This is a genomic window from Nakamurella multipartita DSM 44233, assembly GCF_000024365.1.
Classification (GTDB): domain Bacteria; phylum Actinomycetota; class Actinomycetes; order Mycobacteriales; family Nakamurellaceae; genus Nakamurella; species Nakamurella multipartita.
This window is the reverse complement of the sequence record NC_013235.1, coordinates 4,532,669-4,554,968: the sequence shown is the minus strand read 5'-3', so window position 1 is coordinate 4,554,968 and position 22,300 is coordinate 4,532,669. Positions and strand designations below refer to the sequence as shown.

17 protein-coding genes and 2 rRNA genes are annotated in these 22,300 nt (G+C 68.3%); 16 read left to right on the top strand and 3 right to left on the bottom strand.

Translation table 11 applies throughout. The features are described 5' to 3' along the window. Window positions 1-164 precede the first annotated feature (164 nt). The 3 genes from NAMU_RS30105 to rrf all read left to right on the top strand — a co-directional run bounded on the left by NAMU_RS30105 (window position 165) and on the right by rrf (window position 3,651). A complete protein-coding gene (locus NAMU_RS30105; RefSeq protein ID WP_169312528.1) occupies window positions 165-341 on the top strand; it encodes a hypothetical protein in 177 nt (58 codons plus the stop codon). Further along, window positions 336-3,426, top strand: a 23S ribosomal RNA gene (locus NAMU_RS20435). The genes NAMU_RS30105 and NAMU_RS20435 overlap by 6 nt, the downstream gene beginning before the upstream one ends. A 108-nt stretch (window positions 3,427-3,534) precedes the next feature. Next, a 5S ribosomal RNA gene (gene rrf, locus NAMU_RS20430) occupies window positions 3,535-3,651 on the top strand. A 299-nt stretch (window positions 3,652-3,950) separates the two neighbouring features. Here rrf and NAMU_RS20425 read toward each other — a convergent pair. Next, window positions 3,951-6,692, bottom strand: coding sequence for a cation-translocating P-type ATPase (locus NAMU_RS20425; protein ID WP_015749235.1), 2,742 nt, complete (start codon window positions 6,690-6,692; stop codon window positions 3,951-3,953). Between the two features lie 29 nt (window positions 6,693-6,721). Then, a complete protein-coding gene (ppk2, locus tag NAMU_RS20420; RefSeq protein ID WP_015749234.1) occupies window positions 6,722-7,555 on the bottom strand; it encodes a polyphosphate kinase 2 in 834 nt (277 codons plus the stop codon). A 348-nt stretch (window positions 7,556-7,903) separates the two neighbouring features. Between ppk2 and NAMU_RS20415 the strand changes: the two genes are divergently transcribed. The 4 genes from NAMU_RS20415 to NAMU_RS20400 all read left to right on the top strand — a co-directional run bounded on the left by NAMU_RS20415 (window position 7,904) and on the right by NAMU_RS20400 (window position 12,695). Next, on the top strand, window positions 7,904-10,030 hold the full coding sequence (locus tag NAMU_RS20415; protein ID WP_015749233.1) for a PhoX family protein: 2,127 nt from the start codon (window positions 7,904-7,906) through the stop codon (window positions 10,028-10,030). Between the two features lie 90 nt (window positions 10,031-10,120). After that, on the top strand, window positions 10,121-11,482 hold the full coding sequence (locus NAMU_RS20410) for a hypothetical protein (RefSeq protein WP_015749232.1): 1,362 nt from the start codon (window positions 10,121-10,123) through the stop codon (window positions 11,480-11,482). Between the two features lie 5 nt (window positions 11,483-11,487). Next, the gene (locus NAMU_RS20405; RefSeq protein WP_041369219.1) at window positions 11,488-12,384 is read left to right on the top strand and encodes a hypothetical protein; all 897 of its coding nucleotides are present in this window, start codon (window positions 11,488-11,490) and stop codon (window positions 12,382-12,384) included. After that, on the top strand, window positions 12,381-12,695 hold the full coding sequence (locus NAMU_RS20400) for a hypothetical protein (protein ID WP_015749230.1): 315 nt from the start codon (window positions 12,381-12,383) through the stop codon (window positions 12,693-12,695). Before NAMU_RS20405 ends, NAMU_RS20400 begins: the two co-directional genes overlap by 4 nt. Before the next feature lie 46 nt (window positions 12,696-12,741). On the opposite strand, the gene NAMU_RS27695 is transcribed toward NAMU_RS20400, so the two are convergent. Beyond that, the gene (locus NAMU_RS27695) at window positions 12,742-13,152 is read right to left on the bottom strand and encodes an STAS domain-containing protein (RefSeq protein WP_015749229.1); all 411 of its coding nucleotides are present in this window, start codon (window positions 13,150-13,152) and stop codon (window positions 12,742-12,744) included. Between the two features lie 279 nt (window positions 13,153-13,431). On the opposite strand from NAMU_RS27695, the gene NAMU_RS30655 reads away from it, so the two are divergent. The 9 genes from NAMU_RS30655 (at window position 13,432) to NAMU_RS20350 (ending at window position 22,193) form a co-directional block, all read left to right on the top strand. Beyond that, window positions 13,432-13,641, top strand: a complete 210-nt coding sequence (locus NAMU_RS30655) for a dodecin family protein (RefSeq protein WP_015749228.1) — start codon at window positions 13,432-13,434, stop codon at window positions 13,639-13,641. Between the two features lie 5 nt (window positions 13,642-13,646). Further along, on the top strand, window positions 13,647-14,714 hold the full coding sequence (locus tag NAMU_RS20385; RefSeq protein WP_015749227.1) for an MBL fold metallo-hydrolase: 1,068 nt from the start codon (window positions 13,647-13,649) through the stop codon (window positions 14,712-14,714). Between the two features lie 110 nt (window positions 14,715-14,824). Next, on the top strand, window positions 14,825-15,310 hold the full coding sequence (locus tag NAMU_RS20380; protein WP_015749226.1) for a MaoC family dehydratase: 486 nt from the start codon (window positions 14,825-14,827) through the stop codon (window positions 15,308-15,310). Window positions 15,311-15,350: 40 nt separating this feature from the next. Continuing rightward, window positions 15,351-16,217, top strand: coding sequence for an alpha/beta fold hydrolase (locus tag NAMU_RS20375; RefSeq protein WP_015749225.1), 867 nt, complete (start codon window positions 15,351-15,353; stop codon window positions 16,215-16,217). Between the two features lie 8 nt (window positions 16,218-16,225). Continuing rightward, window positions 16,226-17,248: a thiamine pyrophosphate-dependent dehydrogenase E1 component subunit alpha gene (locus NAMU_RS20370; RefSeq protein WP_015749224.1), complete on the top strand. Its 1,023-nt coding sequence runs from the start codon at window positions 16,226-16,228 to the stop codon at window positions 17,246-17,248. Then, window positions 17,238-18,266, top strand: a complete 1,029-nt coding sequence (locus NAMU_RS20365; RefSeq protein WP_015749223.1) for an alpha-ketoacid dehydrogenase subunit beta — start codon at window positions 17,238-17,240, stop codon at window positions 18,264-18,266. The genes NAMU_RS20370 and NAMU_RS20365 overlap by 11 nt, the downstream gene beginning before the upstream one ends. 99 nt (window positions 18,267-18,365) lie before the next feature. Further along, on the top strand, window positions 18,366-19,766 hold the full coding sequence (lpdA, locus tag NAMU_RS20360) for a dihydrolipoyl dehydrogenase (protein WP_015749222.1): 1,401 nt from the start codon (window positions 18,366-18,368) through the stop codon (window positions 19,764-19,766). A gap of 43 nt (window positions 19,767-19,809) precedes the next feature. Continuing rightward, window positions 19,810-21,519, top strand: coding sequence for a 2-oxo acid dehydrogenase subunit E2 (locus tag NAMU_RS20355; protein WP_015749221.1), 1,710 nt, complete (start codon window positions 19,810-19,812; stop codon window positions 21,517-21,519). Between the two features lie 68 nt (window positions 21,520-21,587). Then, on the top strand, window positions 21,588-22,193 hold the full coding sequence (locus tag NAMU_RS20350) for an antibiotic biosynthesis monooxygenase (protein ID WP_169312529.1): 606 nt from the start codon (window positions 21,588-21,590) through the stop codon (window positions 22,191-22,193). The last annotated feature ends 107 nt before the right edge of the window (window positions 22,194-22,300 follow it).

The following is a 22,300-nucleotide window of genomic DNA, read 5'->3' as shown; positions in this document are numbered from 1 at the left end:
GGTTCATTGTGTGTCGTTTCGCAGGCGTTTGTTCTGTGGCGGCCGCTCATGGGTGGAACACTGACTATGCGGTTCATTGATGGTCTTGTCGTGGTTAGTACTGCTGTCTTGCTCCTTGTGGGGGGTGGGGTGGTGGGAACGGGCGGTGGGGTTGTGGGTGGGTCGTGGGTGCGCTGTTGGGTCCTGAGGGAACGGGCTTTGCTTGTTTCTTCTCCGGATCAGTGAGTGTCATACCGCTGCGCGTTGTTGTGGTGGGTGGGCTGGTGGTGCTGGTTCTGGGTTTGTTGTTTGAGATCTGCATAGTGGACGCGAGCATCTTTATTTTTGTGGTTTGTGTGTAAGTTTTTAAGAGCACATGGTGGATGCCTTGGCACCAGGAGCCGATGAAGGACGTGGGAGGCTGCGATAAGCCTCGGGGAGCTGTCAACCGAGCTGTGATCCGAGGATGTCCGAATGGGGAAACCCCGCACGAGTCATGTCGTGTGACCCGCACCTGAATGTATAGGGTGTGTGGAGGGAACGTGGGGAAGTGAAACATCTCAGTACCCACAGGAAGAGAAAACAATTGTGATTCCGTGAGTAGTGGCGAGCGAAAGCGGATGAGGCTAAACCGTTGGCGTGTGATACCCGGCAGGGGTTGCGTTGGCGGGGTTGTGGGGATGGTGTGTGCTGGGCCTGCCGGCCTGGCGGACAGTGATAAAAACTTGTGTTAGTCGAACGGAATTGGAAAAACCGGCCGTAGTGGGTGATAGCCCCGTAGGCGAAAACACTTGTTCTGTCTTGCATTGTTTCCCAAGTAGCAGCGAGCTCGTGAAATTCGCTGTGAATCTGGCGGGACCACCCGCTAAGCCTAAATACTCCCTGGTGACCGATAGCGGACAAGTACCGTGAGGGAAAGGTGAAAAGTACCCCGGGAGGGGAGTGAAATAGTACCTGAAACCATGTGCTTACAATCCGTCGGGGCTGAGTCCTTGTGGCTTGGTGACGGCGTGCCTTTTGAAGAATGAGCCTGCGAGTTAGTGGTGTGTGGCTTGGTTAACCTGTGTGGGGTAGCCGTAGCGAAAGCGAGTCCGAATAGGGCGTTGTGGTCGCATGCTCTAGACCCGAAGCGAAGTGATCTACCCATGGCCAGGATGAAGCGACGGTAAGACGTCGTGGAGGTCCGAACCCACCAGGGTTGAAAACCTGGGGGATGAGCTGTGGGTAGGGGTGAAAGGCCAATCAAACTTCGTGATAGCTGGTTCTCCCCGAAATGCATTTAGGTGCAGCGTTGCGTGTTTCTTTCCGGAGGTAGAGCACTGGATGGTCTAGGGGGCCTACAAGCTTACCGAAATCAACCAAACTCCGAATGCCGGGAAGTGAAGCGTGGCAGTGAGACTGTGGGGGCTAAGCTTCATAGTCGAGAGGGAAACAGCCCAGATCGCCGGTTAAGGCCCCTAAGCGTGTGCTAAGTGGGAAAGGATGTGGGATTGCCCAGACAACCAGGAGGTTGGCTTAGAAGCAGCCATCCTTTAAAGAGTGCGTAATAGCTCACTGGTCAAGTGGTTCCGCGCCGACAATGTAGCGGGGCTCAAGCACATCGCCGAAACCGCGGCATCTCACCTTCAGTGGTGGGTTGGGTAGGGGAGCGTCGTGTGGGCGGTGAAGCGGCGGAGTGATCCAGTCGTGGAGGCCACGCGAGTGAGAATGCAGGCATGAGTAGCGAATGAGGAGTGAGAACCTCCTCCACCGATTGACCAAGGGTTCCTGGGCCAGGTTCATCCGCCCAGGGTGAGTCGGGACCTAAGGCGAGGCCGACAGGCGTAGTCGATGGACAACGGGTTGATATTCCCGTACCCGTGATGGAGCGCCAATGACGAGACCGGTGATGCTGACCGCCCGAACCATGGCCCGACTTCGGTTGGGTTTGTGGGGAGCGCGGGACCCTATCCGGTAGTAGTCAAGCGATGGGGTGACACAGGAAGGTAGCGTCGCCAGTGAGTGGTAGTACTGGTGTAAGGGTGTAGGTAGCGTGGGTAGGTAAATCCGTCTGCGTGTTGATCTGAGACCTGATGCATAGCCGATTGAGGCGAAGTAGCGTGATCCTATGCTGTCGAGAAAAGCCTCTAGCGAGCTCCGAGCGGCCCGTACCCCAAACCGACACAGGTGGTCAGGTAGAGAATACCGAGGTGATCGAGCGAACTATGGTTAAGGAACTCGGCAAAATACCCCCGTAACTTCGGGAGAAGGGGGACCGAGGTGTGTGAAGCCCCTTGCGGGCTAGCACGTTTTGGTCGCAGAGACCAGGGAGAAGCGACTGTTTACTAAAAACACAGGTCCATGCGAAGTCGTAAGACGAGGTATATGGACTGACGCCTGCCCGGTGCTGGAAGGTTAAGAGGACCGGTTAGTCCGTAAGGGCGAAGCTGAGAATTTAAGCCCCAGTAAACGGCGGTGGTAACTATAACCATCCTAAGGTAGCGAAATTCCTTGTCGGGTAAGTTCCGACCTGCACGAATGGCGTAACGACTTCTCTACTGTCTCAACCATAGGCTCGGCGAAATTGCATTACGAGTAAAGATGCTCGTTACGCGCGGCAGGACGGAAAGACCCCGGGACCTTTACTATAGCTTGGTATTGGTGTTCGGTTCGGCTTGTGTAGGATAGGTGGGAGACTGTGAAGCGGCCACGCCAGTGGTTGTGGAGTCGTCGTTGAAATACCACTCTGGTCGTACTGGATGTCTAACTTCGGACCGTGATCCGGTTCAGGGACAGTGCCTGGTGGGTAGTTTAACTGGGGCGGTTGCCTCCTAAAGAGTAACGGAGGCGCCCAAAGGTTCCCTCAGCCTGGTTGGCAATCAGGTGTTGAGTGTAAGTGCACAAGGGAGCTTGACTGTGAGACAGGCGTGTCGAGCAGGGACGTAAGTCGGGACTAGTGATCCGGCACCTCCGAGTGGAAGGGGTGTCGCTCAACGGATAAAAGGTACCCCGGGGATAACAGGCTGATCTTGCCCAAGAGTCCATATCGACGGCATGGTTTGGCACCTCGATGTCGGCTCGTCGCATCCTGGGGCTGGAGTAGGTCCCAAGGGTTGGGCTGTTCGCCCATTAAAGCGGCACGCGAGCTGGGTTTAGAACGTCGTGAGACAGTTCGGTCCCTATCCGCCGCGCGCGTAGGAGTCTTGCGGAAGGCTGTCCCTAGTACGAGAGGACCGGGACGGACGAACCTCTGGTGTGCCAGTTGTTCCGCCAGGAGCATGGCTGGTTGGCTACGTTCGGAAGGGATAACCGCTGAAAGCATCTAAGCGGGAAGCCTGTTCCTAGATGAGGGCTCCCACCCCTAGTGGGTTAAGGCCCCCGGTTAGACCACCGGGTTGATAGGCCGGAAGTGGAAGCATCGTAAGGTGTGGAGCTGACCGGTACTAATAGGCCGAGGACTTACCACAATTAACACCAAGACTATTGCGTGTTCGCGTCCACTGTGCAGATCTGAAACAACAAACGACCCACCCACCACTGTGGTGGTGGTGTTGGGGTTTGTGTGTTTCATAGTGTTTCGGCGGTTATAGCGTGAGGGAAACGCCCGGTCCCATTCCGAACCCGGAAGCTAAGCTTCACTGCGCCGATGGTACTGCACCTGCGAGGGTGTGGGAGAGTAGGACACCGCCGGACATACATTGCGAAAGCGGAGACCCTTCGGGGTCTCCGCTTTTTGCGTTCCCGGGCCTTATTCCTCGGAGTCGTCGGCACTTGTCGCTGAGGGCACGTGTTCGGAAGGGATGGGCCGGCCAACGAGCCGAAGCTGGTGCCCGGCCCATCCGGCGACTCGGGCTGTGATCTCCGTGCCGACGGCCGGATAGTCCTCATCCATGGGAAGCGGCCCATGCCCACCCGATCCGAGTGTGCAGAAACGGTCCCTATTCCATGCAGTGAGGACCGTTTCTGCACACTCGATCCGCGGATGTCGGGGCTCAACCGTCGTGATGCCCGGCTGGATGGGGCGAGCGCTGCCGGGCGATGAGCTTGCCGACCTCCCAGACGAAGAACAGCGCGATCGCCGGAGCCAGGGACAGGGCCCACTCGCTCATGCCGATCTGGGCGGTGTCGAAGATCCGCCGCATCAGCTCGAGCTGGGTGATCAGCACGGCCAGCACGACCTCGACCACGGCCGTCCAGTTCAGCTTCGGATTGTCGAAGGTTTCCATCCGCAACGCGCTGGCGGTCACGCTGCGCGCCTGGAACGCCGCTACCACGATCATCAGCGAGAACGCGGTCACGCCCATCGACGAGCCGATGGGCAGGCCGCCTCGCTGGTCGGTGCCGTAGGAGATCAGGAGCAGCGTGGTGACCGCCATGTACAGGCCGACCAGTCCCGAGGTGATCAGCAGACCGGGTGTCATGATCGAGGCATTGCGGGGGCGGGGACGCCGCAGCATCAACCCGGACGCTTCCTTGTCCATGCCCAGCGCGACGCCCAGCGGCGCGTTCACCAGGAAGTTGATGTAGAGAATCTGCGACGGGGTGAACGGCTGGCCCGCCGCGATGTTCAGGATGCTCGCGCCCAGGAACGTGATGACGTAGGCGCACAGCTCGATGATCACGAACCGGACGAACTTGTTCAGGTTGTCGAACACCATCCGGCCGCGCTCGACCGCCTTGATGATGGTGGCGAAGTTGTCGTCGGACAGGATCATCCGGGACGCGTTCTTGGACACCTGGGTGCCCGAGCCCATGGCGATGCCGATGTCGGCCGCCTTGATGGCCGGCGCGTCGTTGACGCCGTCGCCGGTCATCGCGACGACCTCTCCCTTCTGGCGCAGGGTCTGCACCAGCAGCACCTTGTGCTCGGGCGCGACGCGGCCGACCACGCCGATCGAGTCCACCCGGGCCAGCCGTTCGGCCTCGCTCATGGCCGCCAGCTCCGAACCCAGGATCGCCTCGCCCTCGATGCCCAGCTTCGCGGCGATCGCGGCGCCGGTATTCACGTCGTCGCCGGTGATCATCCGCACCCGGATGTGCGCGGCCTGCGCGTCGGCGACGGCCTGCTTGGAGGCCTCCCGGGGCGGGTCGACCATGCCGATCAGGCAGCACATGCGCAGATCGGTGACGTAGCTCAGCAGGTCCCCGGCCGGATCGAACGAGGCCGGGTCCAGGTCGCGGAAGGCGCCGGCCATCACCCGCAGCCCCTCGCCGGCCATCCGGTCCATCGCGCCCTGGGCCCGCTGCTTCAGGTCGTCGGTGAGCTCCACCGGCTGTCCCTGCACCCAGCCGCTGCCGGTCCGCGACATCACGGCCGGGGCCGCGCCCTTGACGAAGCACCGGACCACCGCGCGGCCGGTGCCGTCGACCGCCTTGTTGAAGGTGGCCATCAGCTTGTAGGTCGGGTCGAACGGCAGGGTGGCCAGCCGCGGGAACTCCTCGCGGGTCGCGTCGATGTCCAGGCCGGCCTTGGCGCCCAGCACGAGCATCGCACCCTCGGTCGGGTCGCCGACCACCTTGCCGCCGACCAGGGTCGCGTCGCTGGCCACCAGCAGCGGCAGGATCGCCTCCTCGATCGAGGACTCGGTGCCCAGGGCGTGGTGGATCTTTCCCTCCAGGCCGTAACCGATGCCGGAGACCGTGTACCGGTTCTGCGGATCCAGCACCTCGACGACCGTCATCTGGTTCATCGTCAGCGTGCCGGTCTTGTCGGAATTGATCGCCGAGGTCGAGCCCAGGGTCTCCACAGAGCCCAGCTCCTTGACGATCGCGTGCTCCCCGGCCAGCGTCTTGGCCCCGGCCGAGAGGATGACCTGGAGCACCGTCGGCAGCGCGGTCGGGATGGCGGCGATGGCCAGCGCGATGGCGGTGATGAACAGGCTCTCCGCGGACTGGCCCCGTTGCAGGCCGAGCACGAACATCACGATCATGGTGAACAGGGCGGCCGCCCCGATCCACAGGGTCAGCACGTTGAGCTGCTTGGCCAGCGGCGTCTGTTCCTTCTTCGTCGCGGCCAGCATCCCGGCGATCTTGCCGATCTGGGCGTCGGCGCCGATCGCCGTCACCAGCATCACCCCGCTGCCGTGGGTAACCGGGGTGTTCATGAACGCCATGTTCCGTTGGTCGCCGGGGCCCAGCTCGGCGCCGTCGGTGCCCAGCGGATCCGGCAGCTTCGACGCCGGCGTGCTCTCCCCGGTTAGCGCCGACTCGTCGATGTCCAGCGACGAGGCCTGGATGATCCGGCCGTCCGCAGCCACGTCGTCACCGGCGGTGAGCAGGACCAGGTCGCCGACCACCACCTGTTCCGCGTCGATCGAGGCCTCCACCCCGTCCCGCCGGACCCGGGCGGTGCGCTTGGTCAGCGACTTGAGCGCGTTCATCGCGCTCTCGGCCTTGCCCTCCTGCCGCATGCCGACGGCGGCGTTGAACACGGTCAGCGCCAGGAGGGCACCGCCGGTGCTCCACTGACCGATGACCAGCGAGAGCACCCCGGCGATCACCAGGATGATCTGCATGTACGCGGCGTACTGGGCCAGGAACCGCCGCCAGCCGGGCGGTGGGTTCTCCGCGGGCAGGGCGTTGGGGCCGTGCTCGGCCAGGCGTTGGGCGGCCGTCGCGGCCGACAACCCGGCGGCCGGGTCGACCTGAAGGCGCGTCGACACCTCCGCCACGGGCAGGGCGTACCAGCGGACGGTGGAGGTCGGCGCCGGGCCGACCGGTGCAGTCGCGGTCATCGTCGGTCCTTGTCGCTCGGGGGCGCGGGTCAGAACGTCGTCGGGACGTACCGCAGCGGAAGGTGCGGTTCGACGTACGTGGGGTCCGGGTGCCGCTTGGGCAGCTTGGTCTTCGGCATGTGCAGCGGCTCGTAGGGCACCAGGCTCAGCAGGTGGGTGATGATGTTGAGCCGGCCGCGTTTCTTGTCGTTGGTGTCGGCGATGTACCAGGGCGCCCAGGAGGTGTCGGTCTCCCGGAACATGTCGTCACGGGCCCGCGAGTAGTCGAACCAGCGCTGGTAGGACTTCAGGTCCATGTCCGAGAGCTTCCAGATCTTGCGCGGATCGTTGATCCGCCCCTCCAACCGGCGGGTCTGTTCCTCCGGTCCCACCTCCAGCCAGTACTTGATCAGCTGGATGCCCGATTCGACCATCGCCTTCTCGAAGGACGGCGTCTGCTCGAGGAACCGTTCGACCTGAGCCATCGGGGTGAAGCCCATTACCCGCTCGACGCCGGCCCGGTTGTACCAACTGCGGTCGAAGATGATGACCTCGCCGGCGGCGGGGAAGTGCTCGACGTAGCGCTGCAGGTACATCTGCGACTTCTGCCGGTCGGTCGGGGCGGGTAGCGCCACCACCCGGAACACCCGGGGACTGACCCGTTCGGTGATGCGTTTGATCGTGCCGCCCTTGCCGGCCGTGTCCCGGCCCTCGAACACGACGATGATCTTGGCCCCGGAGGATTTCACCCACTCCTGCATGGCCACGAGCTCACCGTGCAGGTGCCGCATCTGCTTCTCGTACGGCTTGGTCTTCATCTTCGGGACCGGGTGCCCGGCCCGCTTCGCGTCGCCGCCCTTGCCGGTCCCGGATGTGCTGGCCATGGTGACCTCCCCTTGCGCGCACCCGCCCGGCCGGACGGATGAGCCACGTCGATCGTGACGGCGGACGGTGCGATCCGCGACCCGACACCAGCATCGGCCCAGGTCGCCGCGCGAGGATTCACCCGGACGGGATGAATCACCCGGACCGGTCACCGCCCGGCTCACCCCGCCGAGCGGGCCCGAGCGCCGCTCAGGGTTCACCTGGCCGACGGCCGGCGTCCGTTCGCTGGCCGCCCCGGGTTTCTAGCGTGGCCGGTGACGAACAGGTCCGGGTCGCCGCGGCCGCGGCGTCGCCCGCCCATCCGTCGTCAGCTGCCGTTGTCCGTCGCTGTTGTCGAGGAGTGCCCCATGCTGGACGAGCCCACCGCCGATCGGCCGGCCACCCGGCGCCTGCCCATGGCCGGCCTGACCCGGGGCAAGCGCAGCCCGGTGACCTGCCATCTCAAGTGCGACGACGCCTGCGCCCGGCCGGCCCCCAACCCCAGCGACGGCCCCACCTTCCGCGAGGTGGCCTCCGCCGTGTTCTCCCGGCGATCGCTGCTGCGCGGCGCTGGGGCCGGGGCGCTGATCATGCTCGGCGGGGCCCTGGGTGCACCCGCCGCGGCGGCGGCCCTCATCGGTTCCTCGACCGCCGGCCCGACCGGGTCGGGCGGCGGGGCGGTCCGCGGTCCCGGGCGACTGCGCTTCGCCGGCATCGCGCCGGTGCCGGCCGACGTGGATGCGCTGACCGTTCCCGAGGGGTACCGGTGGGCCACCGTCGTGCGGTGGGGCGACCCGTTGTTCGACGCGGCCGAGACGTTCGACGCGGCCGCACAGACCCCGCAGCGGCAGGCCCGCCAGTTCGGCTACAACAACGACTACCTGGACCTCATCCCGATTCCCGGCCGGGGTGACCGCGAGGCGCTGCTGGTGGCCAATCACGAGTACACCAATGCGCCCATCATGTTCCCGCCGGCGGCCTCGGCCGAGGAACGGCAGAACCAGCGGCGGGTGACCAAGGCCGCGCAGGGAATGGCGGTTGTCCACGTGCGACGGGACGCGGTCGGCCAACCGTGGCGGGTCGTGGTCGGCAGCCGGTACAACCGGCGGATCACCGCCGACACCCCGATCAGCCTGGACGGCCCGATCGCCGGTGCCCCGATCCTGCGGACCAAGGACGACCCGTCCGGCACCACGGTGCTGGGGACCTTCGCCAACTGCTCCGGCGGCACCACCCCGTGGGGCACCGTGCTGTCCGGGGAGGAGAACTTCCAGGGCTACTTCCGCACCTCCGGTGCCTTCGCCGCGGACAAGCGGTACGGGCTGGCCGACAAGGCGACGACGTACGGCTGGGAAGAGGTCGATCCTCGGTTCGATGCCCGCGGCGCCGGCTACGAGACCGAGCCCAACCGGTTCGGCTGGATCGTCGAACTCGACCCGTTCAGCCCGGATCAGCCCCCGGTCAAGCACACCGCCATGGGCCGGTTCAAGCACGAGGGCGCCAACGTCATCGTCGGCCGGTCGGGTCATGTCGGCGCCTACATGGGTGACGACGAGCGCTTCGACTACGTCTACAAGTTCGTCTCCACGAATCGGATGAAATCCGGGTCCGGGTCGGCGGCGCGGCACGCCAACAAGAGCCTGCTCAGCAGCGGCAGCCTCTACGTCGCCCGGTTCACCGGGAACTCTCCGGCCGACCAGATCGACGGTTCCGGGCGGTTGCCCGCGGACGGCGCCTTCGACGGCACCGGGGAGTGGCTGCCGATCGTCGTGGACGGGGTGAGCCAGGTGCCCGGCTTCAACGCCGAGCAGGCCCTGGTGTACAGCCGGCTGGCCGCCGACCAGCTCGGCGCGACCAGGATGGACCGCCCGGAGGACGTTCAGCCCAGCCCGGTCACCGGAAAGGTCTACGTGGTCTGCACCAACAACATCGACCGGGGCAAGGCCGGGGCCAAGGAGGGCGCGACCGAGGTCAATCCCCGGACCCCGAACCGGGACGGGCACATCGTCGAGATCACCGAGGACGGTGGGGATCTGCGCTCCCGGACGTTCACCTGGTCGGTGGTGCTGGTCTGCGGTGACCCGGCCGCGGCGGGCACCTACTTCGCCGGCTTCCCGCACGAGCTGGTCGCGCCGATCTCCTGCCCGGACAACATCGCCTTCGACTCCCGGGGTGATCTGTGGATCGCCACCGACGGCGCTCCGTCCACCCTCGGGCACAACGACGGGCTGTTCCATATGCCCCTGTCCGGGGCTGATCGGGGATACCTGCGGCAGTTCCTGGCCGTGCCGCGAGAGGCCGAGACCTGCGGGCCGGTCATCCGGGATGCCGAGGGCACCGTGCTGGTGGCGGTGCAGCATCCCGGTGAGGAGGGCACCTTCGCTGCGCCGCACTCCTACTTCCCCGACTACGTCGCGCAGGATGCGGATCCCGGTCCGGGGCAGTGGCGCGGCCCGCGGCCGTCCGTCGTGCAGGTCTGGCGAGACCGGGCCTGATCCGGCCCCGACAGGTTCGGGCGTTGATGCCCCGGCCCGGTGGGTTGCTCCGTTCGGGTAGGTTCGGTCCGGTCGGGGAGGGGGTCGGGGGTGCGGTCAGGGCTGCTGATGATGCTCGCCCTGCTGACCCTGGTCCTGGGGGGCGCCGGGTCCGCGGCGCTGCGGCTCGGGGCCGCGGCGCCGCCGCCGGCCGCCGCCGACGAATCCTTCGACCCCGACCAGGTCACGGCCGATCTGCTGTCCAACCCGGTGGTCGTGCTGCCCGGATCGATCGCCCGGTTCGACCGGTCCCGGATCGCCGCACTCACCGCGAACGGCCAGGTCAAGCTGCTGGTCGCGCCGCCCGGCCCGATCGACTCGGACGCCAACACCGGCTACCGCCGGGCCCTGCGGGACGTCGCCCAGGCCGTCGAGGAGCAGTGGGACGGCACCGTCGTCCGGGTCGTCGGGGTCGAGGTCGAATCCGTCGGGCAGGACGGCCTGGACGACATCCGGCACCTGCTCACCACTTTCGAGGTGACCTCCGAACTGGAGTTCATCACGCCGTACCTGGCCGGCGGGGCGACCGGCCCGTCGACCGATGAGCGGGTGGACGATCGCACCGATCCCGGTCTGCTCGCCGACCTCACCGACCGGTTGCGCGCCCACCCGGTCGTCCTCACCGACGGCGCCGTCGCGGCCGATCCGTCGGCGGCGGTGACCGACCCCGAGCTGGTCCGGCAGAGCTGGCAGGACACCACCGGGACCAGCCTGCGTCTGGTGGTGCGACCGCCGCTGGCCGACGGCGAGCCGGCCGGGGTGAGCGCCGCCGATCTGGCCGCGGCCTTCCCGGACGAGACCGTCGTGCTCCTGCAGGGTCGCTGGCTCGACGTCGCCGGATCCGATCAGGCCACCTGGACCGTGGCCCGGGACATGACCCTGAGCCGGTACGAGGACTTCCTGCAGTCCCGCCAGGTCGGTCCGACCGAGATCGTGCGGGTGCTCGGCGCGCAGTACGCCGAACTCACCTCCGGGGCGGTGCAGGACCAGCCGGCGCCGGTCCAGCGCAACCCGGTCAGCTGGCTGCTGCTGATCCTGCCGTGGCTGGCGCTGCTGCTGGTGGTGGTCTTCGGGCTGCGGCACCGGTCCCGCCGCCGGGCCCGGCGGATCGCGGTCGCCCGGCACGAGGACGTCGCCCTGCTCGCCGGGGCCGCTGCCGAGTTGCCCGAGGTGGCCGCCGGCATCCTGGCCCTGGACGGACTGGCCCGCAGCGGCCCGTCCCAGGACCGGCTGACCACGGCCACGATGCAGTACCGGTCGGCGCGCCGTTGTGTGGCCGACCGCCGGGACGCGGCCGCGGCCGCCGCGGCCGTGCGGTCGGCCCGCACGGCGCTCACCGAGGCGGCCGACCTGCTCGGGGTGCCGAACGTCCCCGGCCGCCTGACGCGCGCGGACGCGGGGGTCGGGGAATGAGGCCCGTGCCTCCCGGACGCCGGGACGGCCGGCGGGCCGCGTCCGGTCGGGCGGTGCTGCTGGCCGCGCTGATGGTGGTGCTGCTCGGCTGGACCGTCCTGGCCTGGCCCCGGGTGACCCTGCCGTTCTCGGCCTACGCCTCGGTGGTCGACAAGCTGGACACCGATGTCGTCGCCGATGCCGGACTCGGGCTGACCGACGAGCAGCTGGCCGGCATCCGCGGCGCCATCGGCACCCGCCCGGTCGCCATGGTCTTCCTGCCCGCCGACGGCCCGTCCGAATCGGAGGTCTGCCAGGCGGTCTCGCCGCGGCTGCCGGAGCTCGAGCTGATCATCGTCAAGGGGGCCGACGGCCGGTACGGGTGCACCGGTGACGATGTGCCGATCCGCGACCCCGGCCGCGACGACGACCTGCGCGGCCTGGCCTACGAGATCCGGCTCAACGCCGCCCTGCGGTTCGTCGCCGATCCGGTCGCCAAGGCCCAGGCGGCCGCCCTGGTGCACGACTCCATGGTGACCAACGGCCGGCTGGAGCCCCAGGAGCGGGCCGTGCGCACCCCCTGGGCGCAGGTCGCCGGCACGCTGCTGATCGTCGCGGTGGTGCTGGCCGGCATCCTGCTGATCCTGATCGGGCTGCGCCGGCTGGCCCTGTACCTGCGCGTGCGGCGCACTCGGCGGCAGGAGCAGGAACAGCTCCGGGACGAATTGGACGACGTCCTGGCCGAGCTCGCCCTTGCCGTCGTCGAGGCGACCCCGGCCGACCCACGGGACGCCGGACCCGACCACGATCGGGCGGCCGGCTACGTCGATCTGCTGACCCGGGCCCGGACCGCCGACGGGGGCTGGGCCGGCCTGCTCCGCCAGGCGCGGGAGCTGTTGACGCAGAAGGGAGTTCGACCATGACGGCGGAGCTGGTGGTCTGGCTCGTGGTGGCCGCGGCGATCGTCGTGGTGGGCCTGTGGCCGGTGCTGGCCCGTCAGCGGTCCGCGCGCACCGAGCCGGAATGGACGGCGGCCGCCGCGCGGAGCCGGATCGCCGAACTCGAGGACCGGCTGGACGCGGCGGACCTGCCGGCGGCGGCGCGGGCCAAGGCCGAACGCTCGCTGCTGCTGGCCGGGGCCGCGTTGGCCGAAGGCGGCCGGAAGGCGCCGGCCCGGGCCGCGCGGCGGGCCGAGGAAGGGTTGAGCACGCTGCGGTCGATCGGACCGGACTGAGCGCCTGGCCGGAAACGCGTGACTCCTGGTCGGGATTGGTTGGGGGTCACGGCCCGGTCGGTGGCCGCAGCTCACGGGCCGGCGCCCGCAGTCCGGCCGCCCCGTGCAGGTGGGCTTCGTGCAGCAGCCGGACCACGGCGGCGGTCGGCGACTGCAACTCCAGCTCACCGCCCTGGGCGGCGAGCCGGTCCTGCAGTTGCAGCAGGACCTCCAGACCGGTGTCGTCCAGGTAGCTGACCCCGGACAGGTCGAGGGTGAGCCGCGGCGGTCCGCGGCGGGGGAGCCGGTTCACCGCGGCCAGTTCGCGGGCGACCCGGGGGGCCTCCCGCGCGTCCAGCCGACCGACGATGCGCACGAGCGTTCCCGCACCGGCGCGTCCGGCCACCATGATGGTGACCGTCGGCGAGCCCGGGGATCGGGCGGCGGCACTCGCCGGCTGTCGATGGGGTTCGGCCATGACCCCCCCTGCGGAGGTTCGGGACGACCGTGCGGGCGGCCGTTCGATCGAGCGTTGTCGGGCCGGCCAGGTTCAGGCCGGTGGCGCGGCTGGCTGCGCCCACACCAGGAAACTGTAGGGGCGCCGACTGCGGCCGGAACCCCTGTGGCCCGGTTTGCCGCTGGGTGGGACGAGGCGGTCGCGCCGGGCCGGCTTCGAGTGGCGCGGGCGCGTCCCGGGTTTCACGATCATCGGGTGTGGGGCGCCCCAGCCGGCGCGGCGCCCCGGGAAGGCGGCGACGTGAGTGTGCAGAAGGCGATCGACCTGTCCGGCAGTGGCGAGACCATCCAGGACGCGGTGTCCGAGGCCCTGGACCGGGCCCGGGAAACCCTCGAGGGGATCACCCGGTTCGAGGTGAAGGACATCACCGGGATCGTCGATGGCCCCCACACGGCCTACCAGGTGGAGATCAGGGTGTGGTTCACCGTGCTGGAACGCATGCACGGATGAGCTCGATGACCCCATCCTCCGCCGCCGTCGATGGCGTGCCGGGGGTGACCCGGGTGGCGTTGCCGATCGAGGTCAACTCGATCGAGAGCGTCAACATGTACATCGTCGACGACGGCGCCCAGGTGACCGTCGTGGACTGCGGGGTGTGGAAGCCGGACCGGCCCGACGGCGGCGTCTCGGTCGTGCAGGAAGGTCTGCACAGCGCCGGGTACGACCTGTCCGACGTGTCCCGGCTGGTGATCACTCACGCCCACATCGACCACTACGGCCTGGCCGGCCGGGTGATGGAGCTGACCGGCGCCGACCTGTCGATGCACGCGATGACCGACCTGGACTGCCAGAAGTACCGGCATCCGGACACCTCGATGTCCCAGCGGCGGGACACCTACGCCGACCATGGCATCGCCGACGGGCCGGGTGAGGACGGCGAGCACCTGACCCGGTGGATGCCGTACCTGCACTCGGTGGTGGAGGCCTCCACCCGGTTGCGCGGCCGGGAAACGATCGCCATCGGCGGCGACGAGTGGACGGTGCTGCATACCCCCGGGCACTCGCTGGGTCATGTGTGCCTGTGGTCCCCGCGGCGGCGGCTGCTGCTCTCCGGTGATCACCTGCTGCCCGGGATCACTCCGCCGGTGACCTTCGAGCGGGGCTTCGACGCCGATCCGATGCTCAGCTACCTGCGCTCGTTGCAACTGGTCCACGACCTGCAGCCGGAGCTGGTCTACCCCGGACACGGCCGGCCCTTCGGCGACCCGATCGGCCGGATCGAGGCCATCATGCGCAACAAGATGCGCCGGATGCAGCGGATCCGGCGAGCCGTCCAGGACCGGCCGACGACCGTCGGCGAGCTCACCGACAAGCTGGTGGTCGGCTCGATGCTGGGCCATCAGCGCCAGCTGGCGATCAACGAAACCCTGGCCCACATCGCCTGTCTGCGCTACGCCGGGCTGATCGAGCGGCGCATCCGGTCCGACGGGGTCTACGAGTGGTTCAGCACCAGCGACGAGCCGTTGGAGGTGACCCGTTTGCTCGGCGCCGACGCCGGGCCGGCGGGTGCTCCCACTGAGTAGGAAACGGCCGTCGCCACCCCCGGCGGTGGTGGGCCCGATGTTTGACTCAGCGGGCAGGGAGCGACCCTGCCGGTCACCGACCCGAAACCCGCGAGTTCAGGACGGAATTGATGAGTGATTCGACCGAAGGTCCCCTGGTCATCCAGGGTCTGGACGGGCTGAAGAACCGGCTCGGCACCGACCTGGGCGTCAGCGACTGGTGGACGGTGACGCAGGACGGCATCACCACCTTCGCCCGGCTGACCGGGGACGAGCAGTGGATCCACGTCGATCCGGAGCGGGCCAAGGACGGGCCGTTCGGCACCACCATCCAGCACGGGTTCTTCACCCTGGGGCTGTCCACCGGTTTCCTGTGGGAGATCTGCTCGGTCGACGGGTTCGCCGTTGTCCTGAACTACGGCCTGAACAAGGTCCGGTTCCCGGCCCCGCTGGCCGTGGACAGCAAGATCCGCATGCACGTGAACCTGGCCGAGGTCAAGGAACTCGAGACGCCCAACGGTCCGGGCGCCGAGGCCGTGTACCGGCTGACCTACGAGGTGCAGGGGCAGAGCAAGCCCTGCTGCGTCGCCGACCTGGTATTCCGCTACTACAACTGATCAACAATTTCGGACTCAGCATTTCGGACCAGGAGAGAAGATGACCACCACGGCGAACCCCGCGATCGGGCAGAGCATCGAGGCCAACGGGATCCGCACCAACTACCTGCAGTCGGGCTCGGGCGAGCAGACGGTCGTTCTCGTGCACGGTTCCGGCCCGGGTGTGACGGCCTACGCGAACTGGCGGCTGGTGCTGCCGGTGCTGGGCGAGGACTTCACCTGCTACGCCCCGGACATGGTCGGCTTCGGCTACTCGGACCGTCCCGCCGATGTCGAGTACAGCGTGCAGACCTGGGCCGACCAGACCGTCGGCTTCATGGACGCGATGGGCATCGAGAAGGCGCACCTGATCGGCAACAGCTTCGGCGGGGCGATCGCGCTGCGCATCGCCACCCAGCACCCGGACCGGGTGGAGAAGCTGGTGCTCATGGGCAGCATGGGCGTGCCCTTCGAGATCACCGAGGGCCTGGACACCGTCTGGGGCTACGAGGGCACCATCGAGTCGATGCGCAAGGTGCTCGACTTCTTCGCCTACTCCCGTGATCTGGTCAACGAGGAGCTCGCCCAGGTCCGGCACAAGGCCAGCATGGAGCCCGGCTTCCACGAGTCGTTCTCGTCGATGTTCCCGGCCCCGCGGCAGCGCTGGGTCGAGGCCATGACCACCCCCGACGACGAGATCCGCAAGCTGACCAACCGCACCCTGATCGTGCACGGGCGCGAGGACAAGGTCATCCCGCTGGAGACCTCGCTCAAGCTCGAGCAGCTGATCGACAACGCCGACCTGTCGGTGTTCTCGCACTGCGGTCACTGGTCGATGATCGAGCGCACCGCCGACTTCAACCGGCTGGTCCGTGACTTCTTCCTCGGTGCGCCGACCAAGCCGGTCGTCACCGTCGAGGACGAGTAAGGGACACGATGGCCACCAAGACGAAGGAAGCACCGGCGGCCGCGGCCGCCGATGCCGCGGACGACCTGGGATCCCGGGACCGGGATCTGCTGCTGCGCATCTACCGCGCGATGGTGCTGACCCGGGCGGTCGAGGACCGGATGGTCGCGATGTACAAGGGTGGCGACCTGCTCGGCTCCCTGTACACCGGGCACTGGCACGAGGGGATCAGCGTGGGCGCGGCGTCCACGCTGCGCGCGGACGACTACATGGCCCCGATCCACCGCGATCTGGGCGCCCACCTGTACCGGGGCATGGACGCGTGGCAGGTGATGGCCAGCTTCATGGGCAAGGCCACCTCGCCCACCGGCGGTCGCGACGGCACCCTGCACTACGGCCGGCTCGACCTGGGCCATTACAACCTGCCCAGCCACATCCCGGCCAACTTCCCGGTGGCCACCGGCATGGCATTCGCGGCGAAATACCGTGGGCAGGACAAGGTCTGCCTGGCGTTCTGCGGTGACGGCTCCACCTCGCGGGCCGATTTCCACGAGGCGCTGAGCATGTCCAGCGTGCTGGACCTGCCCAACGTGTTCGTCATCGAGAACAACCAGTTCGCCTACTCGACGCCGATCTCGATGCAGTCCAAGTCGATGCAGTTCTCCGACAAGGCCAAGGCCTACGGCATTCCCGGGGTCACTGTGGACGGCACCGACGTGCTCGCCGTGCACGACGCGGTCGCCGAAGGCGTCGAGCGGGCCCGCGCGGGTAAGGGACCCTCCATCGTCGAGGGCATCACGATGCGGATGCACGGGCACGCCGAGCATGACCCGGCCGACTACGTGCCGCCGGCGATGTTCGAGGAATGGTCGAAGAAGGACCCGGTCGAGCTGTTCGAGAAGCGGCTGGTGGCCGCCGGTGTCATCGACCAGGCGACAGCTGAGGACACCCGGAAGCAGGCCCGCCAGGCGGCCATCGACGCACGCAAGAAGGCCCTCGCCGATCCGATGCCGACGGCGGAGAACATCGAGGATGGCGTTTATGCCGACTGACACGCTCCCGGCCATCCTGAACCAGGACGCGGGACCCAAGGACAACGGCCAGGCGACCTACCTGGAAGCCGTCGCGCTGGCGCTCGATCACGAGATGCAGCGCGACCCGGACACCTTCATCATCGGCGAGGACGTCGGCCAGTTCGGCGGCGCCTTCAAGGTGACCAAGGGCTTCCTGGACAAGTACGGACCCCGCCGGGTCGTCGACACCCCCATCGCGGAAACGGGTTTCACCGGCCTCGCGGCCGGTGCCGCCCTGGTCGGGCTGCGCCCGATCGTCGAGTTCCAGTTTGCGGACTTCATCTCGTGCGCGTTCGACCCGATCATCAACGTGCTGGCCCGGCACCACTGGCGGACCGGCGACCCGATGCCGGTGACCATGCGGGCGCCGTTCGGTGGCCGGCTGCGGGCCGGGCCCACCCACTCGCAGAGCGTGGAGAGCTACTTCGCCCACGTGCCGGGCCTCAAGATCGTCATGCCGGGCACCCCGCAGGACGCGGCCGGGTTGCTGATCTCCTCGATCCGGGACAACAACCCGGTGCTGTACCTGGAGAACAAGTACCTGTACCGGCGGCTCAAGGCGGCCGGTCCGCTGTCCATGGACCCGATCCCGCTGGGCGTGGCCAACGTGGTCCGGCCGGGCCGGGACATCACGCTGGTGACCTACTCGGCCGGCGTGCACCAGGGCCTGGAGATCGCCGACGAGCTGGACAAGGAAGGCATCTCGGTCGAGGTGATCGACGTGCGCACCCTGGTCCCGCTGGATGTGGAGACGATCGTCAACTCGGTCAAGAAGACCTCCCGGGCCGTGGTCCTGCACGAGGCCGCCAAGCGGATGGGATACGGCGCCGAGATCGCCGCCACCATCCAGGAGGAGGCTTTCTGGTACCTCGACCAGCCGGTGGCCCGGATCGGCGCGAAGAACACGCCGACGCCGACCAGCCCCCCGCTGGAGGACGCCGTCATCCCGCAGCCGGCCGAGATCGCCGCCGCCATCCGCGCGGTCGCCCGGGCCTGACCGGTCCGGTGCCACCGGCATCGCTCGATTCAACCCTCGCCGCCGCGGCGGGCCCATCGGCCCGCCGCGCGGTGCTCACCTTCGGAAGGAACAACTGACGTGGCCGACCACGACATCGTGGTTCTCGGCGGCGGTCCCGGCGGATACGCCGCCGCGCTGTACGCGGCCTCGGCGGGCCTGTCGGTCGCGCTGGTGGAGAAGGAGAAGGTCGGGGGCACCTGCCTGCACCGGGGCTGCATCCCGGCCAAGGCTCTGCTGCATGCCGCCGAGGTCTTCCGCACGGTCGAGCACGCCGCCGCGCACGGCGTGAAGCTGCCCGACGGCTTCAAGGCCGAACCCGACTGGCCCGCCGCCAACACCCGCAAGGCCGGCATCGTCAAGCAGTTGCACGGTGGCCTGTCCGGCCTGCTCAAGCGGCGCAAGGTGCAGGTCGTCATCGGTGAGGGCCGGCTGCTGGCCGACGGCTCGGTCTCGGTGGACGGGCAGACCCTCAAGGGCAAGGCCACCATTTTGTGCACCGGCTCGGTGCCGCGGGCGATCCCCGGCATGGACATCGACGGTGAGCGGATCATCACCTCCGACCACGCCACCAACAGCACCGCGGACAAGCTGCCGGAGCGGGCCGTGGTGATCGGTGGCGGCGTCATCGGCGCCGAATTCGCCTCCGTCTACACCGATCTCGGGGTCGACACCACGCTGCTGGAGGCGATGAACGACGGCGTGCTGCCGATCGGGCCCGACCGCGACGTGGCCAACGTCCTGGCCAAGTCGCTGACCAAGCGCGGCACCAAGATCAATGCCCAGGCCCGGGTTGGCACCCTGGAGCGCACCAGCAACGGTGTGCTGGTGCCCTTCGAGACCCCCAAGGGCAGCGAGAAGCTCGAGGTGGAGCAGGTTCTCGTCTCGATCGGGCGACGCCCGGTGACCGAGACCGTGGGCGCCGCCGAGGCCGGGGTGAGGATCACCGACCGCGGCTTCTTCGAGGTCAACCCGACCACCATGCTGACCAGCAAGCCGGGCGTGTACGCGATCGGCGACTGCGTTCCCACCCCGGGTCTGGCCCACGTCGCCTACGCCGAGGCCGTGCTGGCCGTCGACCACTTCCTGGGGGAGAACCCGGTGCCGGTCGACTACGCCAAGATCCCCTGGGTCGTCTACACCCACCCCGAGGTCGCCTGGTCCGGGCTGACCGAGGCGCAGGCCCGGGAGGCCGGCCACGACGTCGTCGTGCACAAGCACAGCTTCGCCGGCAACGGGCGGGCCATGATCCTGGGCGAGACCGACGGCCTGGTCAAGATCGTCGCCGCCAAGGACGGCCCGGTCCTGGGCATGCACCTGGTCGGTCCGTGGGCCAGCGAGCTCATGCACGAGGGCTACCTGGCGGTCAACTGGGAGGCCCTGCCCAGCGAGGTCGGCCGCCTGATCCACGCGCACCCGAGCCTGTCCGAGGCGATCGGCGAAACCATGATCACCTTCTCCGGGCGCTCGCTACACGGCTGAGGCCCTTCCCCACTCGAAACCATCAAAGACCAGGAGACGTTGGATGTCCGACGAATGGTTCGTCACGATGCCCAAACTGGGCGAGACCGTCACCGAGGGCGAGCTGACCACCTGGCTCAAGAACGTCGGTGATCCGATCGCCTTTGACGACCCGCTGTTCGAGGTGTCCACGGACAAGGTCGATTCCGAGATCCCCAGCCCCTATGACGGGGTGCTGGCCGAGATCCTGGTGCCGGCCGGACAGACGGTGCCGATCGGCACCCAGTTGGCCCGGATCGTCCCTGAAGGCGCCTCGGTGGCGCCGGTCGAGGGGCGGCTGCCGGAGACCGGCCACCACGTGGCCGCGGCCGGCGGCCCGGCGCTCGGCGACGGCGCGGCCCCGCAGATGGGCGGCTCCGAGGGCCCGGCCGACGAGGCCCCCGGCGTCAGCGCCCCGGCCGGGCTGGTGCATGACATCACCATGCCCAAGTTGGGCGAGACCGTCACCGAGGGCGAGCTGACCAGCTGGCTCAAGAACGTCGGCGACGCCGTCGAGATGGACGACCCGCTGTTCGAGGTGTCCACCGACAAGGTCGATTCCGAGATCCCCAGCCCCTACGACGGGGTCCTGCTGGAGATCCTGGTCCAGGCCGGGCAGACCGTGCCGATCGGCACCCCGGTGGCCCGGATCGGCGAGGCCGGCGCCAGCGTCGGCGCCCCGGCCGCGGCCCCGACGGCGAGTGGTTCGGCCTCGGCCGGTCCCAGCTCGTCCACCGCGACCACGATCGTGATCGGCTCCAAGGCCGAACCGGGACGGATGCTCTCGCCGCTGGTGCGGCGGCTGGCCGCCGAGAACAACCTGGATGTCAGTGCCCTCACCGGGACGGGCGAGGGTGGCCGGATCCGCCGCGAGGACGTGGAGAAGGCCATCGCCGGTGGGGGAGCGCGCACCAACGGGGCCGCGGCCCCGGCGGCCCGAGCGGCGACCGCCCCGGCTCCGGCGGCACCCGCCGCCGCCCCAGCCACGACGGCCCCCCGGCCGGCGGTCCCGGCCGGTGTGGCCGATCCCCGCGACGAGGTCGTCACCCTGTCCCGGATGCGGATCGCCGTGGCCAACGGCATGGTCGCCTCGCTGGCCGCCTCGGCGTCGGTGTGGACCTCGGTCGAGGTCGACTTCGACAACGTGGAGAAGGTCCGGGTCAAGCACAAGGATCGGTTCAAGAAGGAGACCGGCGCCTCGCTGTCGTACCTGCCGTTCGTCTCCCGGGCGACCATCGACGCGCTGCGGGCGTTCCCGACCGTCAACTCCTCGATCGACATCGAGGCCAAGACGATGACCCTGCACCCGTACGTCAACCTGGGCATCGCGGTCGATCTGGACCAGCAGGGCCTGGTCGTGCCGGTGGTCAAGGACGCCGACTCGCTGAACATGCGCGGGGTGGCCCGCAAGATCACCGAGCTGGCCGGCGCGGCCCGGTCCAAGAAGCTCGGCGCCGAGGACATGAAGGGGTCCACCTTCACCATCACCAACCCGGGACCCTTTGCCAGCTATGCGTCCTCGCCGATCATCAACCAGCCGAACGTGGCCATCCTGTGCACCGACGGGGTCAAGCGGCGGCCGGTCGCGGTCGGTGACGCGATCGCCATCCACCCGACGGGCATCATCGGTCTGGTCTACGACCACCGGGCGTTCGATGGATCGACCGCATCGCTGTTCCTGATGCACATCCGCGACTCCCTGGAGCAGCGGGACTGGGAAGCCGAGGTCGGCTGACCGTGGCGGGACGGCCGGGTTCCCGGGACCGGGACCCGGCCGTCCCCCCGGGCCCGGAGCCAGTCACGGTGACCGTGGCCCGCGGCGTGGCCGCCGGCCGGGAGGACGACTTCGAACGCTGGAGCGACCAGCTCACCGCGCTGGCCACCCGGTACCCCGGATTCCTGGGCGCGGGCATGCTGCGCCCGAGCCGGGTGGGCGACCCCTGGCACGTGGTCTTCCGGTTCGACTCGGCCGCGCACCTGGCCGCCTGGGAGACCTCGCCGGAGCGCGCGCGCTGGCTCGCCGAGGGTGAGCATCTGGTCGAATCGACCGCGGTGCAACGGGTCTCCGGCCTGGAGACCTGGTTCTCGCTGCCCGGGCGGACCGCCCCGGCCCCGCCGAAATGGAAGATGTTCCTGGTCTCGGCGACGGTCTTCTACCTGCTCAACCTGACCCTGAGCCTGGTCTACGGCTGGAGCCTGGACAGCTGGCCGCTGCCCCTGCACATCGTGCTGATCTCGGTCCCGGTCACCGCCATCGCCACCTGGGTGGTGATGCCGCGGGCCGCCCGGCTGCTGGCCCGCTGGCTCTTCGCCGCCCCCACAGCCCCCACCCCCACCCGCACCCCCCGCCCCGGCGCCGCCACCTCCTCCCGCGCGGATCATCTACGCCGGCGCGGCACAAGTCGTTGACTTTCGCCTCACCCATCACAAAACGGGGGAGGTTGATCCGCGCAGAGGTAGATGATCCGCGCCGGGGAGAGGGCGGCGGGGCCCGCAGTCCGGCCGTGGACCGGGGG

Excerpts from the sequence above, each read along its gene's own strand:
- NAMU_RS20370 (WP_015749224.1), top strand. The coding sequence starts at position 16,226 with ATGGCCACCAAGACGAAGGAAGCACCGGCGGCCGCGGCCGCCGATGCC.
- NAMU_RS20425 (WP_015749235.1), bottom strand. The coding sequence starts at position 6,692 with ATGACCGCGACTGCACCGGTCGGCCCGGCGCCGACCTCCACCGTCCGC.
- NAMU_RS20380 (WP_015749226.1), top strand. The coding sequence starts at position 14,825 with ATGAGTGATTCGACCGAAGGTCCCCTGGTCATCCAGGGTCTGGACGGG.
- NAMU_RS27695 (WP_015749229.1), bottom strand. The coding sequence starts at position 13,152 with ATGGCCGAACCCCATCGACAGCCGGCGAGTGCCGCCGCCCGATCCCCG.
- NAMU_RS20400 (WP_015749230.1), top strand. The coding sequence starts at position 12,381 with ATGACGGCGGAGCTGGTGGTCTGGCTCGTGGTGGCCGCGGCGATCGTC.
- NAMU_RS20415 (WP_015749233.1), top strand. The coding sequence starts at position 7,904 with ATGCTGGACGAGCCCACCGCCGATCGGCCGGCCACCCGGCGCCTGCCC.
- NAMU_RS20385 (WP_015749227.1), top strand. The coding sequence starts at position 13,647 with ATGACCCCATCCTCCGCCGCCGTCGATGGCGTGCCGGGGGTGACCCGG.
- NAMU_RS20365 (WP_015749223.1), top strand. The coding sequence starts at position 17,238 with ATGCCGACTGACACGCTCCCGGCCATCCTGAACCAGGACGCGGGACCC.
- NAMU_RS20355 (WP_015749221.1), top strand. The coding sequence starts at position 19,810 with ATGTCCGACGAATGGTTCGTCACGATGCCCAAACTGGGCGAGACCGTC.
- ppk2 (WP_015749234.1), bottom strand. The coding sequence starts at position 7,555 with ATGGCCAGCACATCCGGGACCGGCAAGGGCGGCGACGCGAAGCGGGCC.
- NAMU_RS20375 (WP_015749225.1), top strand. The coding sequence starts at position 15,351 with ATGACCACCACGGCGAACCCCGCGATCGGGCAGAGCATCGAGGCCAAC.